This is a genomic window from Curtobacterium sp. AB451, from assembly GCF_050585845.1.
Taxonomy (GTDB): Bacteria; Actinomycetota; Actinomycetes; order Actinomycetales; family Microbacteriaceae; genus Curtobacterium.
Window position 1 is genome coordinate 79,214 of the sequence record NZ_JBOBQG010000009.1, and the last position, 17,157, is coordinate 96,370.

A 17,157-nucleotide genomic window follows, 5' to 3' on the forward strand; every position below is an offset into this window, starting at 1 on the left:
CAACGCCTCCCGGCGGCGCACGTGTTCATACCGAGATCCCCCGCGCTGCCATGAAGGGGACCGGGTCGACGGCGGAACCGTTCACCCGGGTCTCGAAGTGGAGGTGGCAGCCCGTCGACCAGCCGGTCGAGCCGACCTTGGCGATCTGCTGCCCGGCCGTGACGTGCTGACCGACCGACACGAGGGTGCCGCCGTCGACGATGTGCCCGTAGGCCGTCGAGATGCCGCCGCCGTTGTCGATGACGACCTCGTTGCCGTAGCCGCCGCCGTTCGCGGCGAACGTCACCGTGCCGGACGCCGCCGCGTAGATCGGGGCGTAGCAGGCGGGCGCGAGGTCGACGCCGGCGTGCAGCGCGTAGTTCTTCGTGTACGGGTCGAGCCGGTAGCCGTAGGGGCTCGTCTGGTAGCCACCCGTCGGCCGGACCCAGCCGGACGCGTTCGGCGACCCGCCGCCGGTGCCGCCCTGCTGCGTCTGCGCCGCCTTCGCCGCGGCCGCCGCGATCCGGGCGAGCCGGGCCTTCTCGACCTGGACGCCCTTGACGTAGCGCGCCTCGACGTCCTTCTCGCTCGTGGTCAGCAGAGTGAGCTGCGCCTCGAGCCGTTCCTTGTTTTCCGCCTGGGCGTCCACCGAGGCCTGCGCCTGGTCGGCGGCGGTCTGGGCCGCCCGCATCTTCTCCTGCGCCTGGTCGGCCAGGTCGCCCAGGGCCTCCTTGGCGCGGTCCGCCTTGTCGGCGAGCCCCTGCGCCACACCGCGGTCCTGCGACGCCTGCGCGTAGATGCCGTCGGCCTGCTCGCTGAGCTTCGACATCGCGCCGAGCTCGTAGAGCAGGTCACCCGACTTGGTGGGGTGCGTGAGGATGTCGGTCGTGACGTCGTTCGCGCTCGCCCGCCCGAGCTGTGCCGCCAGCTGACCGGCCTGCGCCTCGGACGCCGTCGCGGTCTGCTCGGCGTCGTCCGCCTGGGACTGCAGCTTCTTCTGGGTCAGGGTCGCGTCGTCGTACTTCGTCTGCGCGGTCTGGTAGGCGGTGCCCGCGGCCTCGGCCGACTTCTCTGCCGCGGAGGCCTTCGCCGTGAGGTCGGCGATGAGCCCCTTGATCTGGGTCACCTTCGCCTGCTGGGCCGACTTCGACGCCTTGGCCTTCTCGACGTCGGACCAGCTCGGGTACGACGCCGCGCTGGCCGAGGACACCGGCGCGAGGGCCGCGAGGGTGCCGGCGGTGAGCGCGACGGCGACCGCGGCGGCGATGACGCGGCGGCGGGGACGGGGACGGGGTGACAGCGAGTGTGAGGTCGACATACATCTCGATTTCGTAACAGCGCGGCAAGGCTCACGCACGTAACACTGTTAACAAGCGCAACAGTAACAACAGGTGTCGCACCCGCACACCCCCTCGCACGAGGGGTACGGGACCGACGACGATGCTCCCACCGGAGGATCGACAGCACGAATCGGGGCCTGCTGCCCCACGGTGAGTGAAGCCCTGCGGACCGGGCCCGCCCCCGCGACACGCCGGGGATTCCGCGGTGGAGCGCCTCGATTTGTGAAACCTGCGGGGCATCCGTATGCTTGTCCATCGGTAGCGCGAAGCACCGCTTGCGGCCCTATCGTTTAGTGGCCTAGGACACCGCCCTTTCACGGCGGCAGCACGGGTTCGAATCCCGTTGGGGTCACTCTTCGCAGAGTGAGCAAGCAAGCAGAGCGAGACCGGCAAGACAGTAATTCAACATGGCCCTGTAGCGCAGTTGGTTAGCGTGCCGCCCTGTCACGGCGGAGGTCGCGGGTTCAAGTCCCGTCAGGGTCGCCACGGCTGGATAGCTCAGTTGGTAGAGCGTTCGACTGAAAATCGAAAGGTCCACGGATCGATGCCGTGTCCAGCCACCGGTGAAGGCCCCCTGCTTCGGCAGGGGGCCTTTTCCGTTGTCTGAACGGTGTGACGCCGGTCACCGCGACCGTGTCCAGGAGGCGCGGCGCGGGTCGGACCCGCACCGCGCCTCCTGGGACGGGCGGCTAGGCCTCGCGGGTCTTCGGGCTGCTGTCCTCGGTCTTCGCCGGGTCACGCTCGATGACCGAACCGAGGGCGTCGTCGATGCGCGACAGCAGCTCCTCGGGGATCGTCACCCCGGCCGCGCCGGCGTTGTCGTGCACCTGCTCCGGACGCGAGGCGCCGATGATCGCGGACGCCACGTTCTCGTTCTGCAGCACCCAGGCCACGGCGAGCTGGGCCATCGTCAGGTCGAGCTCGTCGGCGATCGGCCTGAGCTCCTGGACGGCCGAGAGCACCTCGTCGCGCATGAACCGCTCGATCATCTTCGCGCCGCCCTTGTCGTCGGTGGCTCGTGACCCCTCCGGCAGCGGCTGGCCGGGCTGGTACTTGCCGGTGAGGACACCCTGCGCGATCGGCGACCAGACGATCTGCGAGATCCCGAGCTCCTCGGACGTCGGGACGACCTCGCCCTCGATGACGCGCCAGAGTGCCGAGTACTGCGGCTGGTTCGAGATGAGCTGAACGCCGAGGTCGTCGGCGAGCTCGTGCCCCGCACGGAGCTGCTCGGCGGTCCACTCGCTCACGCCGATGTAGAGCGCCTTGCCCTGCCGGACGACGTCCGCGAACGCCATCATCGTCTCCTCGAGCGGCGTCTCGTGGTCGAAGCGGTGCGCCTGGTAGAGGTCGACGTAGTCGGTCTGTAGCCGCTCGAGCGAACCGTTGATCGACTCGAGGATGTGCTTGCGGCTGAGGCCGGTGTCGTTGTGCCCCTTGGGTCCGGTCGGCCCGAACACCTTCGTGGCGATCTCGAGGGACTGGCGCCGCTCCCCCTTCAGCGCCTCGCCGAGGACGGTCTCGGCGCCGGTGTTGGCGTAGACGTCGGCGGTGTCGAACGTCGAGATGCCGACGTCGAGCGCTGCCCGGACGCAGGCGATCGCGGCGTCGTTCTCGACCTGGGAGGCGTGGGTGAGCCAGTTGCCGTAGGTGATCTCGGAGACCTTGAGGCCCGAGTTGCCGAGGTAGCGGTACTCCATGTGCGTGTCACTCCTGTCGTGGGACGCGTCGGTGCGGCCCGAACCGTGACGGTAGTCCTCGTGACCTCCGTGCGGACCGGTGACTGTACGCTGATGTTTCAGGAGCGACGGGGGAAAGACGAAACCCCGGCGATGTGGCCTGGGCCAGGGATCGTTCCGGGGTCTTCGTCGTCAACGGTAGCAGATGGGTCAGTGATGCAGGAAGACGAACTCGCGCGCTTGATCACGGCCGACCGGCTCGGATCGTACGCGGAGCGGATGAGGACCACGCCCGGTGCGTTGCGCCTCTACGAGTGGAACATGCGAGCCGCGGCATCGGTCATGGAGCTCACCGGCATCGTCGAGGTGGTCGCTCGCAACGCACTCGACCGAGAACTCCGCGTCTGGGCGGCGGGCCGCACCCGAGCGCCGTGGTTCGACGTCGCCCCGCTGGACGTGCGCGGGCGCGCCGATCTGGCGAAGGCCCGGGCACGAGCGAGTCGCAACGGACGTCTCGTCGAAGTCCACGGCCGGGTGATCGCCGAGCTCACCTTCGGGTTCTGGCGGTACCTCGTCGAGTCGCGGTACCACACGTCGCTCTGGGTGCCGGATCTGCACCGGTCCTTCCCGTACGGCCCGAACAACCTCCGCGTGCGGCGACGCGAAGTGACGCGGCGACTGCAGCAACTGCACTTCGTACGGAACCGGGCTGCGCACCACGAACCGATCCACGCGCGTGACCTGCAGCGGGACCACGACTACGCGCTCGAACTGCTCGGCTGGATCAGCCCGCACGCGGAATCCTGGGCACGGGACACCACCTCGCTCCGAGCCGTGCTCCGCGCCCGCCCTGACGGGTAGGTGCAGGATCGAGGGAGTGCGGCACGCAGCGGTGCCGCCGGGAGCGAAGGAGCGTCCATGTCGGGAGCGAGCGTGCTGTTCATCGGCGGCAGCGGGGTGATCAGTGCCTCCTGTGTCCGCGAAGCCGTCGAGCAGGGGTTCGACGTCACCGTGCTCAACCGGGGGACCACCGGGGGCAGGCCGATCCCGGAGGGTGTGACGCGCCTCCAGGCCGACGTGTCGGACCGGAGCGCCCTGGCGGACGCGATCGGCGACCGCCACTGGGACGTCGTCGTGAACTGGATCGCCTTCACGCCGGACCAGGTGCAGGCCGACGTCGAGTTCTTCGCCGGGCGGACGCGGCAGTACGTGTTCATCTCGTCGGCCTCGGCGTACCAGACCCCGGCGACGCACCTGCCGATCACCGAGTCGACGCCGCTGAAGAACCCGTACTGGCAGTACTCGCGGGACAAGATCGCGTGCGAGGAGCTGCTGATGGCCGCCTACCGCGAGCAGGACTTCCCGGTCACGATCATCCGACCGTCGCACACCTACGACGAGACCAAGCTGCCCCTCACGGGCGGGTGGACCGCCGTCGCGCGGATGCGTGCCGGCAAGCCGATCATCATCACCGGTGACGGCTCGTCGCTGTGGACCCTCACGCACAGCCGGGACTTCGCGGTCGGGTTCACGGGGCTGCTCGACAACGCCTCGGCGATCGGGGAGCCGTTCACCATCACGAGCGACGAGGCGCCGACCTGGAACGCCATCGCGCACGAGATCGCGGCCGCCGCGGGGGTGGACGACCTGCGGATCGTGCACGTGCCGGCTGATGCCATCAACGCCGTGGACCCGGAGTGGGGTGCGGCGCTCCTCGGCGACAAGGCGAACTCGTCGGTCTTCGACAACAGCAAGGTCCGGTCGCTCGTGCCCTGGTACCGGCCGCGGATCCCGTACCGGCAGGGTGTCCGCGAGGTCATCGCCTGGTACGAGGCGCACCCGGAAGAGCAGGTCGTCGACGAGCGGCTCGACGGGCTGATGGACGAGCTGGCGGCGCGCTGGGCGGTGTGAGTGGCGGGGCGCTGCGGCGCCGCCGTGCTTGGTGAGCAGGAATGGTCGGGTGCCCTGGGGCGACCCGACCATTTCTGCTCACGAAGCGAGCGCGGGGCGAGCGAAGCGAGCGCGGCGCTCAGCGCCGAGCGCGTCAGGCGCGCGCGGCCAGCACCTCGGCGAGGGCGCCGATCGCGAGGCGCACCTCGTCGTCGGTCACGACGAGCGGCGGCGCGAAGCGGATCGTCGACCCGTGCGTGTCCTTCACGAGGACGCCCCGGTCGGCCATGTCGTGCGCGATCTCCTTGCCGGTGCCGAGCGCGGGGTCGATGTCGATCCCGGCCCAGAGTCCGGCGACCCGGTGGGACACGACGCCGTTCCCGACGAGGTCGTCGAGGAGCCCGCGCAGCAGCGGTTCGCCGTCGAGCGCCCGCTGCTGGAACGTGCCCTCGTCGAGCATCGCCACGACCTCGGACCCGACGGCCGCCGCGAGCGGGTTCCCGCCGAAGGTGGAGCCGTGCTCGCCCGGGCGCAGCACACCCAGCACGTCACGCCGACCGACCACGGCGGACACGGGGACGATGCCGCCGCCGAGCGCCTTGCCGAGCGTGATGAGGTCCGGCGTGACCCCGACGCGCTGCACGGCGAGGGTGTGGCCGGTGCGTCCGAGCCCGGACTGGATCTCGTCGGCGACGAACAGCGCGCCGAACTCGTCGCAGATCGTGCGGACGTCGGGGAGGTACGACGCCGGCGGGATGACCACGCCGCCCTCGCCCTGGATCGGCTCGAGCAGCACGGCGACGACGGTCTCGTCCATCGCCTCGCGGAGGGCCGCCGCGTCGCCGTACGGCACGGTGCGGAAGCCTGGTGTGAACGGCCCGAAGTCGTCGTGCGCCGACGGGTCGTCCGAGAAGGAGATGATCGTCGTGGTGCGGCCGTGGAAGTTCCCCGAGGCGACGATGATCGTGGCGCGCTCGGCGGGGACGCCCTTGACGCGGTAGCCCCAGGCACGGGACACCTTGATCGCGGACTCCACCGCCTCGGCGCCGGTGTTCATCGGCAGGACCATGTCGGTGTCCGTGAGCGCGGCGAGCGCCGACGCGAACGGTCCGAGTCGGTCGTTCACGAACGCCCGCGACGTCAGGGTGACGCGGTCGAGCTGCGCCCGGGCGGCGTCGAGGAGCCGCGCGTTGCCGTGCCCGAAGTTCACGGCGGAGTACGCGGCGAGGCCGTCCAGGTAGCGCTTGCCGTCGACGTCCGTGACCCACGCGCCGTCTCCCGATGCGATGACGACCGGCAGCGGGCTGTAGTTGTGGGCGAGCGAACGGTCCTCGACGGCGAGCGCCGCGGCGGTGCGGGACCCGAGGGAGGTGGACATCAGCGTGCCACCGAGGTCCCGGTGCCGACCGGGTGCAGGTCGAGCGTGCAGCACTTCACGCCACCGCCGCCGAGCAGGAGCTCGGACAGGTCGACGCCGATCGGGTTGTAGCCCTTCTCCCGGAGCTGCTCCGCGAAGGTCGTGGCGCGCGAGGCGATCACGACGTTGAACCCGTCGGAGTAGGAGTTCAGGCCGAGGATCGCCGCGTCCTCCTCGGTCGCGATGATCGCGTCCGGGAAGCGCTCGCGCAGGATCGCCAGGGAGGGCTCGTCGAACGCGCTCTCGAGGTAGGCGATGTTCGACGTGCCGTCGGCGGCGGGCTCCGGGTCGAGCACGGCGATGGCGGTGTCGAGGTGGTAGAAGTTCGGGTTGATCAGCTTGAGGGTGACGACCTCGCGGCCGTAGATGCGCGCGAGCTCCTCGTGCGAGGTGCTGTCCGAGCGGAAGCCGGTGCCGGCGAAGATGGTGTTCCCGATGAGGAGGAAGTCACCCTCGCCCTCGTTCGTCTCCTCGGGCTCGGCGACGGTCAGGCCGGCGCTGCGGAACCAGTCCATGTAGGCCGGGCCCTCGGGCTGGCGCTCGGGGTACTGGAACTTCGCGCCGTACGCGACGCCGTCGAGCACGAAGCCGCCGTTGGCCGCGTAGACCATGTCCGGCAGGCCCTCGATCGGTTCGATGTACGAGATGTCGAAGCCGAGCTGCTCGTAGACGGCCACGAGGGACTGCCACTGCTCGACGGCCTTCGACGTGTCGGTCGGGTCCTCGGGGTGCATCCACGGGTTGATCCGGTAGCTGACCGTGTAGTGCGTCGGCTTGCACATGAGGATCGTGCGCTTCGTGGCGACACGGGCCGGGGTGGCGACGGACTCGGGGGCGGGTGCGGTGTTCGACATCAGTCCTCCTGGAGGGACCGGGGCCCGAGCCTGCCAGGAACCACCACTGAAGAAGAGCTCCGGTGAGATGCAGGCTCACTCACCGCAGCGGACCAGGTCGACGCCGCGTCGATCCTCGCACACACCGTCCGGGGAGTGCAGTCCCCCACTGTGCGGGTCGGTGGCACCCGTTCGGGTGACGCACGTTTCGTGCGCGGAACCCACCTGACGTGCAAGAAGTCCGCGTACCATGGGTCCAATGGATTCGCTCGACCACCGCATCCTGGATCAACTCCGGGACAACGCCCGCGCCGGCTACGGCGACATCGGGTCGGTGGTCGGGCTCTCGGCCTCCGCCGTCAAGCGTCGCGTCGACCGGCTGGTGGGCGACGGGGTGATCCAGGGCTTCACGATCAAGGTCGACCCCGCGGTCGAGGACCGTGGCACCGAAGCCTGGGTCGAGCTCTACTGCCGCGGGACGGTGTCGCCGGACGAACTCCGGACCCTGCTCGACAGCGTTCCGGAGGTCATCGACGCCGGCACCGTCACCGGCAGCGCCGACGCCGTCGTGCACATGCGGTCGAAGGACCTCTCCGCGCTCGAGGAAGCCCTCGACAAGGTCCGCCTCGCACCCCAGGTGGACCACACGCGGTCCGCCATCGTGCTCTCCAAGCTGGTCAGCCGGGAGAGCGCGTAACGTCGCGCCCGTGCGACGGACAGTGCAGGCCTGGAGGCGCGGCTCGGCCCCCACGGGTTCGCGCACGGCCCGCCGTCTGGTCGCCGCCGCGAGCGTCGCGTACGTCGCGAACTGCGCGTGGGGAACGGCCGTCGCCGTGCGGCTCGTCCGGACGAGGAAGCTGCGGGTCGTCCACCACGGCCTGTTCGTCGTCACCGCCGCGCTGACCGGCGTCGCCGCGACCACCCCGGTGTGGACCCGCGGACGGTCGGCGCTGTTCCTCCTCCCCGCGCTCGTCCCGCTCGCGGTCGCGCCACGCACGGACCCGCGCTCCGGAGCACACTGGCAAGTCGCGGTCGCCGCGGCACCGTCCTACCTGGGGGCGTTGCTCGCCGGCCGCCGAGCAGGAAGGTGAGCCGTGGAACTCTTCGAGGCGATCAGACGGCGGCGGACGACCAACGGCCCGTTCCTGCCCGACCCCGTGTCCCCCGAGCACCAGCGGCTGCTCATGGAGCTGGCCGGCCGTGCCCCGTCGCAGCTCAACAGCCAGCCGTGGCGGTTCGTCCTCGTCGAGGAGCGCGCGACGATCGACCGCGTCGCCGAGATCAGCGGCTCGTCGATGACCCGCACCATGGCCGAGGGCACCTTCTTCGAGCGGTACAAGCCGTACTTCCGGTTCTCGCAGGCCGAGATGGACGCCCGGCGCGACGGCATGCTGTTCGACAAGCTCCCCGGTCCCCTCAAGCCCTTCACGAAGCAGGTGTTCACGAAGCGCGGCCAGCTGCTCATGAACACCCTGCGGGTGCCGCACACCCTCGGTGAGGAGAACCGGAAGCTCGTTGCCGGGTCGCCGCTGCTGCTCGGGGTGCTGCTCGACCGGCACGAGTACCGGAAGGAGGAGCTCTCGGGCTTCTACTCGGTGTTCAGCATGGGCGCGGCGATGGAGAACATCTGGCTCGCCACCACGGAGCTCGGCCTCGGGATCCAGTTCGTGTCGTTCCCGATGGAGACCCCGGGCGCCTGGGAGGAGATCGAGAGCCTGCTGCACGTGCCGGACTCCCTCGAGCTGATGGCCGTCTACCGGATCGGGTACCTGCCGCCCGAGCGCCGGCGTCCCGCGATCGACTGGACGTCGAGCGAGCGGAAGCGCCCGTCGCAGTACGTGTTCCGCGGGACCTGCGACACCCCGCAGCAGGGATGGGACGACGCGCCCGTCGCCCCGCACATCGAACCGGAGGCGACCCCCTCGTGACCGACAGCCGACCCACGCAGGCCGCGCCGCGCCTCCCGGACCACGCCCCGGGACTGACGGGCCGCCCCTGGATCTCGCAGGACTGGCTCGACGTCGTCTTCGTGCACTGGCGCGTCGACGTGTCGGCGGTGGCGCCGCTGCTGCCCGCCGAGACCCGGCCGGACACCCTCACGGCGGACGGCACCGACGACGGGGCGACCACGTGGGTCGGCCTCATCGGGTTCCGGTTCGAGGACACCCGGTTCCCGCCGATCCCGACGGGGAGGATCGGGGACTTCGTCGAGGTGAACGTCCGCGTCTACACGATCGACGACCAGGGACGACACGGCGTGGTCTTCCTGTCGCTCGACGCCGGCAAGCTCCTGCCGACGATCGGCGCGCGCGTCGCGACCGGTCTGCCGTACTGGTGGGCCGACGCCGAGACGCGGAGCGGCGACGGCCGCGTCGGGTACGCGATGCGGCGACACGGGACGCACCTGCGGTCGCTCGTCGACGTGCGGGTCGGAGCGGCCGTGACGGAGCCGACGGCCCTCGAGACCTTCCTGACCGCACGGTGGGGCATGCACGTGCACCGAGCCGGCCGGACCCGGTTCTGGCCGAACGAGCACGAGCCGTGGCCGCTCCACCGAGCCTCGGTCGTGTCGCTGCGGGACGACCTGATCGGGGCGGCCGGGCTCCCGTTCGGGCTGGCCTCGCTCGAACCGGACTCGGTGCTCTACTCGCCGGGGGTCACGACGCGCTTCGGTCGGGGGCGCTGAGCGGCGGCGCCACCGCTGCCCGCTCGGCGACGGCGAACTGCACGACGGCCATCACCACGGCGAGCGCCGCGAAGAGCGATCCCGGGCCGATCCAGACCGCCGCGAGACGATCCGGTACGGCGGGGACCGTGAACCCCGCGACGGACAGGCCCGTGCACACCACGGCGACGACCACGGACGCCCACGCCACGAGCAGTCGGTCGACACGGGGCACCGACCGGGCCGAGCGGAACGTCATCGGGATCCAGCCCACCGCGCCGAAGAGCACGCCGAACGGGAGACCGACGACGAGGCTGCCGATCGCGACGATCGCTGCCGTCGTCACCCCGACCGTCATCCGGACGACGTGCAACCGCCAGGACGCCGTCGTGGTCTGCTCGTCGTGGGCGGACCACCCGGCGGCGGCCAGGGCGATCGCCCCCGCGGTGACGACGGCCGCGCTCGCCACCGCGACGACCGCGCCGAGTGGCTCCCCGAAGCGGGCGGCGGCGAGGACGAACAGCGCCGCCAGGAGCAGCAGCAGGACCGGGAGCGTCCAGACCTCGTGACGTCGTGTCGGGGTGCTGAGGACCCAGCCGGGTGGCGGCGTCTCCTCGGCGGTGTCCTCGTCACGGGTCTGCACGAGCCCATCATGCTCGTGGCCGACGCCACCCGCATCCGTCCGGGGGACGTCGGCTGGGTGGGGTCGGTGGTCACCGTCGGTAGAACGGGAGTCATGACACGTGTGGCAGTGGTGACCGGTGGTTCGGCTGGACTCGGACGGGCGACGGTGCGGGAGCTCGCCGCGCGGGGGTGGGACGTGGCCGTGCTCGCGCGGGGGCGGGACGGGGTCGACGCCGCGGTCGCCGAGGTCGAAGCAGCCGGCCGACGCGGGCTCGCGCTCGTGGCGGACGTGGCCGACCGCGAGGCCGTCGAGGCAGCGGCGGACCGGGTCGAACAGGAGCTGGGCCCGATCGACCTCTGGGTGAACGGCGTCATGGTCGGCGTGTTCGGTCGGTTCCTGGACACCGCACCCGAGGACTTCGAGCGGGCACTGCACGTCACCTACCTCGGCTTCGTGAACGGCACCCGGGCCGCACTGTCCCGGATGGTGCCGCGCGACCGCGGTCAGGTCATCCAGGTCGGTTCGGCGCTGGGGTTCCGCGGCATCCCGCTGCAGGCCGCGTACTGCGGGGCGAAGCACGCGATCGTCGGGTTCACCGAGTCGGTCGTCTCCGAGCTCCTCGAGCAGGGCAGCAGGGTGCAGGTCTCCCGCGTCGACATGCCGGCGCTCAACACCATCCAGTTCCAGTGTGTGAAATCGAAGCTGCCGCACCAGCCGCAGCCGGTCGCGCCGATCTACCAACCGGAGGTCGGCGCACGGGCGATCGCCACCGTCGCCGAGCGGCCCCGTCGACGCACGTGGGTCGGGGAGTCGACCGTCTACACGATCCTCGGCAACCGGATCAGCGGCCGGTTCGCCGACTGGTACGCCGCGAAGACCCTGGTCTCCGGGCAGCAGGCCCCGGCGAAGGACGGCGCGGCGATCGGCGTGAACCTGTACGAGCCGGTGCCGGGTGACCACGGGGCGCACGGCGTGTTCGACGACACCGCGCACGCCTGGTCGCCGCAGACCTGGTGGGTGGAGCACCGACGGCTCGGGAACGGGATCGTCGGTGCGGTGCTGGCGGGGGCCGCCGGTGCGGTCGCCCTGGCAGCGGGACGACGACGATGACGGCGCGGGCGTCGGCGCGCGGCCGTCGTCGCGGCACCGGTGTCGAGGCGTTCCGCGCCGCTGTGGGCGTCGGGCACGCCGTCCGGGCGGGCCGGGGCGGCGGGCAGCCCGTGCTCGACGCCGTGCTCGCCGTGCGGCAGGTCGTCCAGGCGGCACTCGTCGCGCGCGCCGGGACCTCCGACGCGCACACGGTCAGCGCGGTCGTGGACACGGTGCACGGTCTGACGATGGTGCCGCTGGCCGTCGTCGGGCGCCGGCGACGGTTCGCGCTCGGCCAGCTCGGGATCGCGCTGGTCCTGGTCGTCGCCGAGTGCGCCGCGGTGGGCACCGGGCGCCGGACGGGCCGCGGCGGTCGGTAGCGCACCGGGTCGGCCGGGATGCGCGGGCTGTCGCCGGTCGCCCACGGAGCGCGGCGTAGCGTCCGGGACATGAGCGACAAGGAACAGACCGAGCCCGTCATGGACGGCGCCACCGAGGCCACGAACCACGAGAAGCTGCGCGGCCTCATCGAGCAGGTCGACCACGACCACGCGGGCGAGGGTGCCGGCGCGATGGCCGACCACCTCCGCGACCGGATGGACGAGACGGGCGTCGTGGACGAGGAAGCCGGCGACACCGAGGACTGACGCGTGCACGCCGGGCGATCGCGCTCACCCGGCGGAGCCCCCGGACGGCCCCGTCGGCTCAGGAGAGGTGCGCGCGGAAGGTGCGCAGTGCCTCCAGGTCGGCGGTGTCGAGGCCCGAGCGCTCGACGAACCGCTCGACGTCGAACCCGTCGAGCGCCGCGCGGAACGCACCCTCGACCGTGGTGCCGTGCTCTGCGCAGAGTGCCTCGATCTTCCCCTCGGTCGACGGGACGCCGATGGAGGCGAGCAGGGCCGGGGCGTTGTCGACGGTGACCAGGTGATCGGCGACGATGGCTTCGGGTTCGACCCCCGCGATCGTCAGCAGGGCGAGCGCGACGATCCCGGTGCGGTCGCGTCCGCCCGCGCAGTGGAACAGGACGCCGCCGGGTTCGGCGCGCGCGATCGCCCGCAGCGCCCAGCCGGTGCGTTCGGGCAGCTCGGCGAGGTGTGGGCCGTAGTACAGCGGCGTACCGACGAGCCCGGTCTCCCAGTACGCCTGCCAGAAGACCGGCGCAGCATCGAGCCCGTCGTGGTCGATGACCACGGTGGTGAGCCAGTCCGGCCGGGCGCCGGTGTCCTTCTCGGTCTCCCACGGTGCGCGCAGGTCCACCACCGTGCGGACCCCGGCGTCGTGCAGCGACCGCCAGCCGTCGGAGGTCAGTCGGTCGACGCTCTCGGACCGGAAGACGCGCCCGGACGGAGTCGTGCCGCCGTCCACCTGGGGGAGCCCGCCGAGGTCACGGGCGTTGTGCAACCCGTCGGCGTGCAGGGTGCGGTCGACGTCAGACATGCAGCTCCGCGAAGTCGGGATCGAGGTCGCCGAAACGGTGCGCGGTGATCGACACCGTCTGTTCGCGGAGGAACGGCAGCATCTCGATCATGCCGGCCTCGACCACGGGGGCGTCGTGGATCGCCACGTCGACGCCGGCGCCGAGGGCTTCCTCGAGCGCGAGCGGGTCACCGCCGATCAGCCGGATCCGCGCACCGGGGCCGCCGAAGGCGGTGTGCGTCGGACGGTCCTGCCCCTGGGCGAGCACCGCCTCGAGCGCGTCCTGCGGGGCGTCGTCGCCCGAGGACCAGTCCGGCCGGAACAGGTCGCCCGTGGTCGCGCGGCGGAGGAACTCGTCGTCCGACTCGACGAGGTGGTCGACGACGCGCAACGGCGAACGGCTCGAGGCGAGGAGCTGCGTGAGCGGTCCGGGGAGCGGCCGGGCCGTGCTCACGAGGAGGTCGGCACGGGCCGCGGTCGCGGCGACCAGCACCCGGACGAGGTCGCCAGCGGGAGCGCCCTCTGCGTGCCGGACGATGACGGACTGCGGTCGCCAGCGGAGCACGTTCCGCTCGACGACGAGCCCCGCCGGGTCGTGCGTCACGCCGAACTCGGACTCGCGGGCACGGACGTCGCTGAGCGCACCCGCGCGGACCTGGTCGAACTCCTCGAAGGACAGCCCGCTGCGGGCGGCCTCGATGACGGCCGTGACCCGCGGCGGCAGGCCGTGCAGCTGGATGCTCTTGTGGACGGTGCGGGGCGTCGGTTCCCACCGGCCGAGCGTCGCGACGTCCATCGGGCCGCCCGGCTTCGTGCCGGTGCCGACGGACGAGCGCTTCCACCCGCCGAACGGCTGCCGGCCGACGACCGCACCGGTGGTGCCGCGGTTGACGAACAGGTTGCCGGCGCGGACCCCGGCGATCCAGTCCGCGACCTCGTCGGGGTCGAGGGAGTGGATGCCGGCGGCGAGACCGTGGTCCGTGTCGTTCTGGATCGCGACGGCCTGGTCGAGGGTCTCGGCGCGCATGACGCCGAGCACCGGCCCGAGGTGTTCGGTCCGGTGGAAGTCGCTGCCCGGGCGCACGCCGTCGCGGATGCCCGGCGACCACAGTCGTCCGGAGTCGTCGAGCGGGACGGGCTGCACGAGCCAGGACTCCCCCGGCGCGAGCTCGGTCAACCCGGCGCGCACCGTGCCCTCGGGTTCGGCGATGAGCGGCCCCATCTGCGCGGACGGGTCGTCCGGCCAGGCGACGCGCAGGGTGCGGGTTGCGTCGACGAGCTGCCGACGGAACCGTTCGCTGTCGCCGACGGACCCGACGAGGACCACGAGCGAGCACGCCGAGCGCTGCTGTCCGGCGCGTCCGAAGGCCGACCGGACGACGTCCTGCACGGCGAGGTCGAGGTCGGCGCTCGGCGTGACGACGATCGCGTTCCGCCCGCTCGTCTCGGCGGTGAGCGGCAGCCCGGCCCGCCACCAGCGGAACGATCGAGCGGTCTCCGCCGACCCGGTCAGGACGATCCGGTCGACCGTCGGGTGCGCGATGAGGTCACGGCGGAGCTGGTCGTCGTCGAGGTCGACGAGCTGGAGCAGGGAGTGCGGCACCCCGGCGTCCCAGAGGACGTCGGCGAGCACCGCGCCGGACCGCTCGGCCTCGGGTGCGGGCTGCAGGACGACCCCGCTGCCGGCGGCGAGGGCGGCGACCACGCCCGCGGCCGGGTTCGCGACCGGGGCGCTCCACGACGACACCACCACGGTGAGCCGGGGCGGCACGTACCGGGCGCCGTCGCCGTCGAGCACGGCCAGCCGCCGGGCGCTGTCGGCGGCGTGGTGGGCGGAGTCGATCGCGGCGCTCACGTCGGAGTCGGCCTCGGCGAGGGTCGTGCCCGTCTCCGCCGCCGCCACCTCGACGAGGTCCGCACGCCGCGTCTCGAGCTCGTGCGCGATGAGGTCGAGGAGCTCGGCGCGGTCGGACGGGTCCTGTCGTCCCCAGTTCACGCCGGCCTGCGCGGTCCGGGCGACGATGCGCTCGAGCTTCGAGCGGTCGGCGACCCTCGCCCCGCGGATGGTCTGGGCGCCGAGCTTCGACCGCGGTACGCGGCGGAGCACGTCCGTCGCCCACGCACGGTTGGCCGCGGTCGACGGATCGGTGTCCGGCGCGTTCGCGAAGGCGTCCCGGTGCACGGGTTCGCCGATCGGGGCGCGGCGGTCCTGCGTCCGGTGGGTGGCCGGCACCGGATCCGTTGCGTCGAGGGCCGTGACCGCCGCGAGCCACCGGCCGCGTTCGCGCTCGAAGACGCGCTCGTCGTGGCCGATGTCGGCGGCGCCGGCGACGAAGCCGTCACCGCTGGCGCTCTCCTGCAGCCGCCGGGCGAGGTACGGGATCGCCGAGTCGAAGTGGTCCGGGTGCACGACCGGCGCGGCGAGCAGCACCGGACCGACGTCGGCGCGGACGGCGTCGAGGTGGCCTGAAGCCATCCCGAGGAGCACCGCGACGTGCACGCCGTCGGTGACCCCGCGGCGACCGGCGAGGGTCCACGCCGTCGCGAGCGTGAAGAGGTTGTGGCTCGCGACGCCGATCCGGACCGCGTCGATGCGCTCCGGCGTGAGCGCTGCGTCGAGCAGCCGGAGGTACGCGGTGTCGGTCTCGACCTTCGAGCCCCACGTGGCGAGGGGCCACCCGTGCAGGACCGCGTCGACCCGCTCCGTGGCGAGGGACGCCCCCTTGACGAGCCGGACCGTGATCGGTGCGCCGCCGCGGGCACGTCGCTGCTGGGCCCAGGCGGTCAGGGACTCGAGGGCGCCAGCGGTGTCGGGCAGGTACGCCTGCAGCACGATCCCGGCTTCGAGCCCGAGGAACTCGTCCCGGTCGAGCAGGGTGCGGAAGGCGGCGAGGGTGACGTCGAGGTCGCGGTGGTCCTCGGCGTCGAGTGTCACGGACTTCGCCACCGGCGACCCCGCGGCGAGGCGGTACAGCGGCACCAGGCGGTCCACCACCCGTTCGACGGTCTGGTCGAAGGCCCACGGGGACAGCTGCGGCACGACCGAACGCACGCCGATCGACACCTGGTCGACCTCGTCACGGGCCAGCAGGTCCATCGTCCCCTGCAGCCGTCGGTCGCTCTCCGCGGTGCCGAGGACCGCGTCGCCGAGCAGGCGCACGTCGAGGCGCACACCGGGGCCGCCGACCTTCGCGAGCGCTGCGCCGAGCTTCGCGTCGGGCGCGTCGACCACGAGGTGCCCGGCCATCCGCCGCAGGATCCGCCGCGCGGTCGGGGCCACCGCCCACGGCGCCATCGTGGCGAACCCTCCGCCGAAGGTCACCGCGCCGCGCAGGGACCAGGAGAGGAAGTCGGGGACGTCCTGGCTGACCTTCTCGAGGTTGCGCGCCACCACGCGGGGGTCCTCGGGACGGACGACCTTGTCGATGAGACCGCGGGTGAAGTCGAGCCCCTGTCCGTCCCGCAGGGCCTCGGACAGGCGCACGGCACCGGCGTCGGGCTTCGTCCCCGCCGACGCCGCGAGCCAGCGGCGCACGAGGGCGACGGCGTCGTCGGTGCAGTCCTGCAGTCGGGCGCTCGGCATGCTCCGATCGTATGCTGCGCCACCGACCCCACCTCGGAGCGAGCCGTGTGCCGGCGGCGAGTCATCCGAGCGGATGATCATGCCGTCGAACCGTGTCGAGGTCGATACGCTGGCGCCATGTCGATCGAGGGCGCCGAAGGCCACGACTGGGCCACGTGGGACGCCTACCACGACGTCTGGCGGCGACTCGACCGGGCACTCGACCAGGCCGTGCAGCACGGTGCCGGGATCTCGATCCCCGAGTTCGAGATCCTCATCGGGCTGCAGCGCGAGCCGGACCACCGGCTCCGGGTCCGGGACATCGCGGCCGGCATCGGCTGGGAGAAGTCGCGCGTCAGCCACCAGGTCACGCGCATGGTCGCGCGCGGGCTGGTCGAGCGTGCGGACTGTCCCACCGACGGACGGGGCAGCTGGGTGGAGATGACCCCGGTCGGCCGCAGGGCGGTGCTCGCCGGGATCCGTGCGCACACCGGTGCGCTCGAGGAGCTGTTCTGGAGGCCCGTGGGGACCGATGCGGACACGCTGCGGTCCGTCAGTGCTCGCGTCGACGACGCGATCGGCCCCGTCGAGACGGAGCCGGACACCGCGCCCTGAGACGACGACACCCCCGTCCCGGGACGGCCGGGGCGGGGGTGTGACGT

Annotated in this window: 17 protein-coding genes and 3 tRNA genes; 13 read left to right on the plus strand and 7 right to left on the minus strand. The window is 72.1% G+C overall.

The features are described 5' to 3' along the window. Positions 1 to 25 precede the first annotated feature (25 nt). A complete protein-coding gene (locus ACQXVK_RS16460; RefSeq protein WP_430854291.1) occupies positions 26 to 1,297 on the minus strand; it encodes a M23 family metallopeptidase in 1,272 nt (423 codons plus the stop codon). Between the two features lie 301 nt (positions 1,298 to 1,598). Here ACQXVK_RS16460 and ACQXVK_RS16465 point away from each other — a divergent pair. The 3 genes from ACQXVK_RS16465 (at position 1,599) to ACQXVK_RS16475 (ending at position 1,879) form a co-directional block, all read left to right on the plus strand. Then, a tRNA-Glu gene (locus ACQXVK_RS16465) sits at positions 1,599 to 1,671 on the plus strand. A gap of 57 nt (positions 1,672 to 1,728) precedes the next feature. Continuing rightward, a tRNA-Asp gene (locus tag ACQXVK_RS16470) sits at positions 1,729 to 1,805 on the plus strand. 1 nt (position 1,806) lies between these two features. Beyond that, positions 1,807 to 1,879: transfer RNA gene (locus tag ACQXVK_RS16475), tRNA-Phe, on the plus strand. Positions 1,880 to 2,008: 129 nt separating this feature from the next. On the opposite strand, the gene ACQXVK_RS16480 is transcribed toward ACQXVK_RS16475, so the two are convergent. Beyond that, a complete protein-coding gene (locus ACQXVK_RS16480; protein ID WP_430854292.1) occupies positions 2,009 to 3,019 on the minus strand; it encodes an aldo/keto reductase family protein in 1,011 nt (336 codons plus the stop codon). Positions 3,020 to 3,277: 258 nt separating this feature from the next. Between ACQXVK_RS16480 and ACQXVK_RS16485 the strand changes: the two genes are divergently transcribed. Next, positions 3,278 to 3,859 carry a hypothetical protein gene (locus tag ACQXVK_RS16485; RefSeq protein ID WP_430854293.1) on the plus strand — a complete coding sequence of 194 codons (582 nt, stop codon included), beginning with the start codon at positions 3,278 to 3,280 and terminating at the stop codon, positions 3,857 to 3,859. Positions 3,860 to 3,916: 57 nt separating this feature from the next. Next, positions 3,917 to 4,909 carry an NAD-dependent epimerase/dehydratase family protein gene (locus ACQXVK_RS16490; RefSeq protein ID WP_430854294.1) on the plus strand — a complete coding sequence of 331 codons (993 nt, stop codon included), beginning with the start codon at positions 3,917 to 3,919 and terminating at the stop codon, positions 4,907 to 4,909. A 133-nt stretch (positions 4,910 to 5,042) separates the two neighbouring features. Here ACQXVK_RS16490 and rocD read toward each other — a convergent pair whose 3' ends face one another. Then, a complete protein-coding gene (gene rocD / locus ACQXVK_RS16495) occupies positions 5,043 to 6,266 on the minus strand; it encodes an ornithine--oxo-acid transaminase (RefSeq protein ID WP_430854295.1) in 1,224 nt (407 codons plus the stop codon). Further along, a complete protein-coding gene (gene ddaH / locus ACQXVK_RS16500) occupies positions 6,266 to 7,159 on the minus strand; it encodes a dimethylargininase (RefSeq protein WP_022907604.1) in 894 nt (297 codons plus the stop codon). Before ddaH ends, rocD begins: the two co-directional genes overlap by 1 nt. A gap of 238 nt (positions 7,160 to 7,397) precedes the next feature. Between ddaH and ACQXVK_RS16505 the strand changes: the two genes are divergently transcribed. The 4 genes from ACQXVK_RS16505 to ACQXVK_RS16520 are packed head-to-tail and all read left to right on the plus strand — an operon-like array spanning position 7,398 to position 9,824. After that, positions 7,398 to 7,835 carry an Lrp/AsnC family transcriptional regulator gene (locus tag ACQXVK_RS16505; protein WP_022907603.1) on the plus strand — a complete coding sequence of 146 codons (438 nt, stop codon included), beginning with the start codon at positions 7,398 to 7,400 and terminating at the stop codon, positions 7,833 to 7,835. 10 nt (positions 7,836 to 7,845) lie between these two features. Further along, on the plus strand, positions 7,846 to 8,229 hold the full coding sequence (locus ACQXVK_RS16510; RefSeq protein ID WP_148286984.1) for a hypothetical protein: 384 nt from the start codon (positions 7,846 to 7,848) through the stop codon (positions 8,227 to 8,229). Positions 8,230 to 8,232: 3 nt separating this feature from the next. After that, the gene (locus ACQXVK_RS16515) at positions 8,233 to 9,066 is read left to right on the plus strand and encodes a nitroreductase family protein (protein ID WP_430854296.1); all 834 of its coding nucleotides are present in this window, start codon (positions 8,233 to 8,235) and stop codon (positions 9,064 to 9,066) included. Continuing rightward, positions 9,063 to 9,824: a YqjF family protein gene (locus ACQXVK_RS16520; protein WP_430854297.1), complete on the plus strand. Its 762-nt coding sequence runs from the start codon at positions 9,063 to 9,065 to the stop codon at positions 9,822 to 9,824. Before ACQXVK_RS16515 ends, ACQXVK_RS16520 begins: the two co-directional genes overlap by 4 nt. Here ACQXVK_RS16520 and ACQXVK_RS16525 read toward each other — a convergent pair. Then, complete coding sequence (locus ACQXVK_RS16525; protein WP_022907599.1) at positions 9,796 to 10,446, minus strand: hypothetical protein; 651 nt, start codon at positions 10,444 to 10,446, stop codon at positions 9,796 to 9,798. The genes ACQXVK_RS16520 and ACQXVK_RS16525 overlap by 29 nt on opposite strands. A 93-nt stretch (positions 10,447 to 10,539) precedes the next feature. On the opposite strand from ACQXVK_RS16525, the gene ACQXVK_RS16530 reads away from it, so the two are divergent. The 3 genes from ACQXVK_RS16530 (at position 10,540) to ACQXVK_RS16540 (ending at position 12,164) form a co-directional block, all read left to right on the plus strand. Further along, entirely contained in the window at positions 10,540 to 11,538 is a 999-nt protein-coding gene (locus ACQXVK_RS16530; RefSeq protein WP_430854298.1) for an SDR family oxidoreductase, read from the plus strand. After that, positions 11,535 to 11,897 carry a hypothetical protein gene (locus ACQXVK_RS16535; RefSeq protein WP_430854299.1) on the plus strand — a complete coding sequence of 121 codons (363 nt, stop codon included), beginning with the start codon at positions 11,535 to 11,537 and terminating at the stop codon, positions 11,895 to 11,897. The genes ACQXVK_RS16530 and ACQXVK_RS16535 overlap by 4 nt, the downstream gene beginning before the upstream one ends. A 69-nt stretch (positions 11,898 to 11,966) precedes the next feature. Further along, entirely contained in the window at positions 11,967 to 12,164 is a 198-nt protein-coding gene (locus tag ACQXVK_RS16540) for a hypothetical protein (protein WP_022907596.1), read from the plus strand. A gap of 58 nt (positions 12,165 to 12,222) precedes the next feature. Here the strand turns inward: ACQXVK_RS16540 and ACQXVK_RS16545 are convergent, their stop codons facing one another. Next, complete coding sequence (locus ACQXVK_RS16545; RefSeq protein WP_430854300.1) at positions 12,223 to 12,954, minus strand: tyrosine-protein phosphatase; 732 nt, start codon at positions 12,952 to 12,954, stop codon at positions 12,223 to 12,225. Further along, entirely contained in the window at positions 12,947 to 16,516 is a 3,570-nt protein-coding gene (locus ACQXVK_RS16550; protein ID WP_430854301.1) for a proline dehydrogenase family protein, read from the minus strand. The genes ACQXVK_RS16545 and ACQXVK_RS16550 overlap by 8 nt, the downstream gene beginning before the upstream one ends. A 117-nt stretch (positions 16,517 to 16,633) precedes the next feature. Here ACQXVK_RS16550 and ACQXVK_RS16555 point away from each other — a divergent pair, with 117 nt between their 5' ends. Beyond that, positions 16,634 to 17,110: a MarR family winged helix-turn-helix transcriptional regulator gene (locus tag ACQXVK_RS16555; protein WP_022907594.1), complete on the plus strand. Its 477-nt coding sequence runs from the start codon at positions 16,634 to 16,636 to the stop codon at positions 17,108 to 17,110. The last annotated feature ends 47 nt before the right edge of the window (positions 17,111 to 17,157 follow it).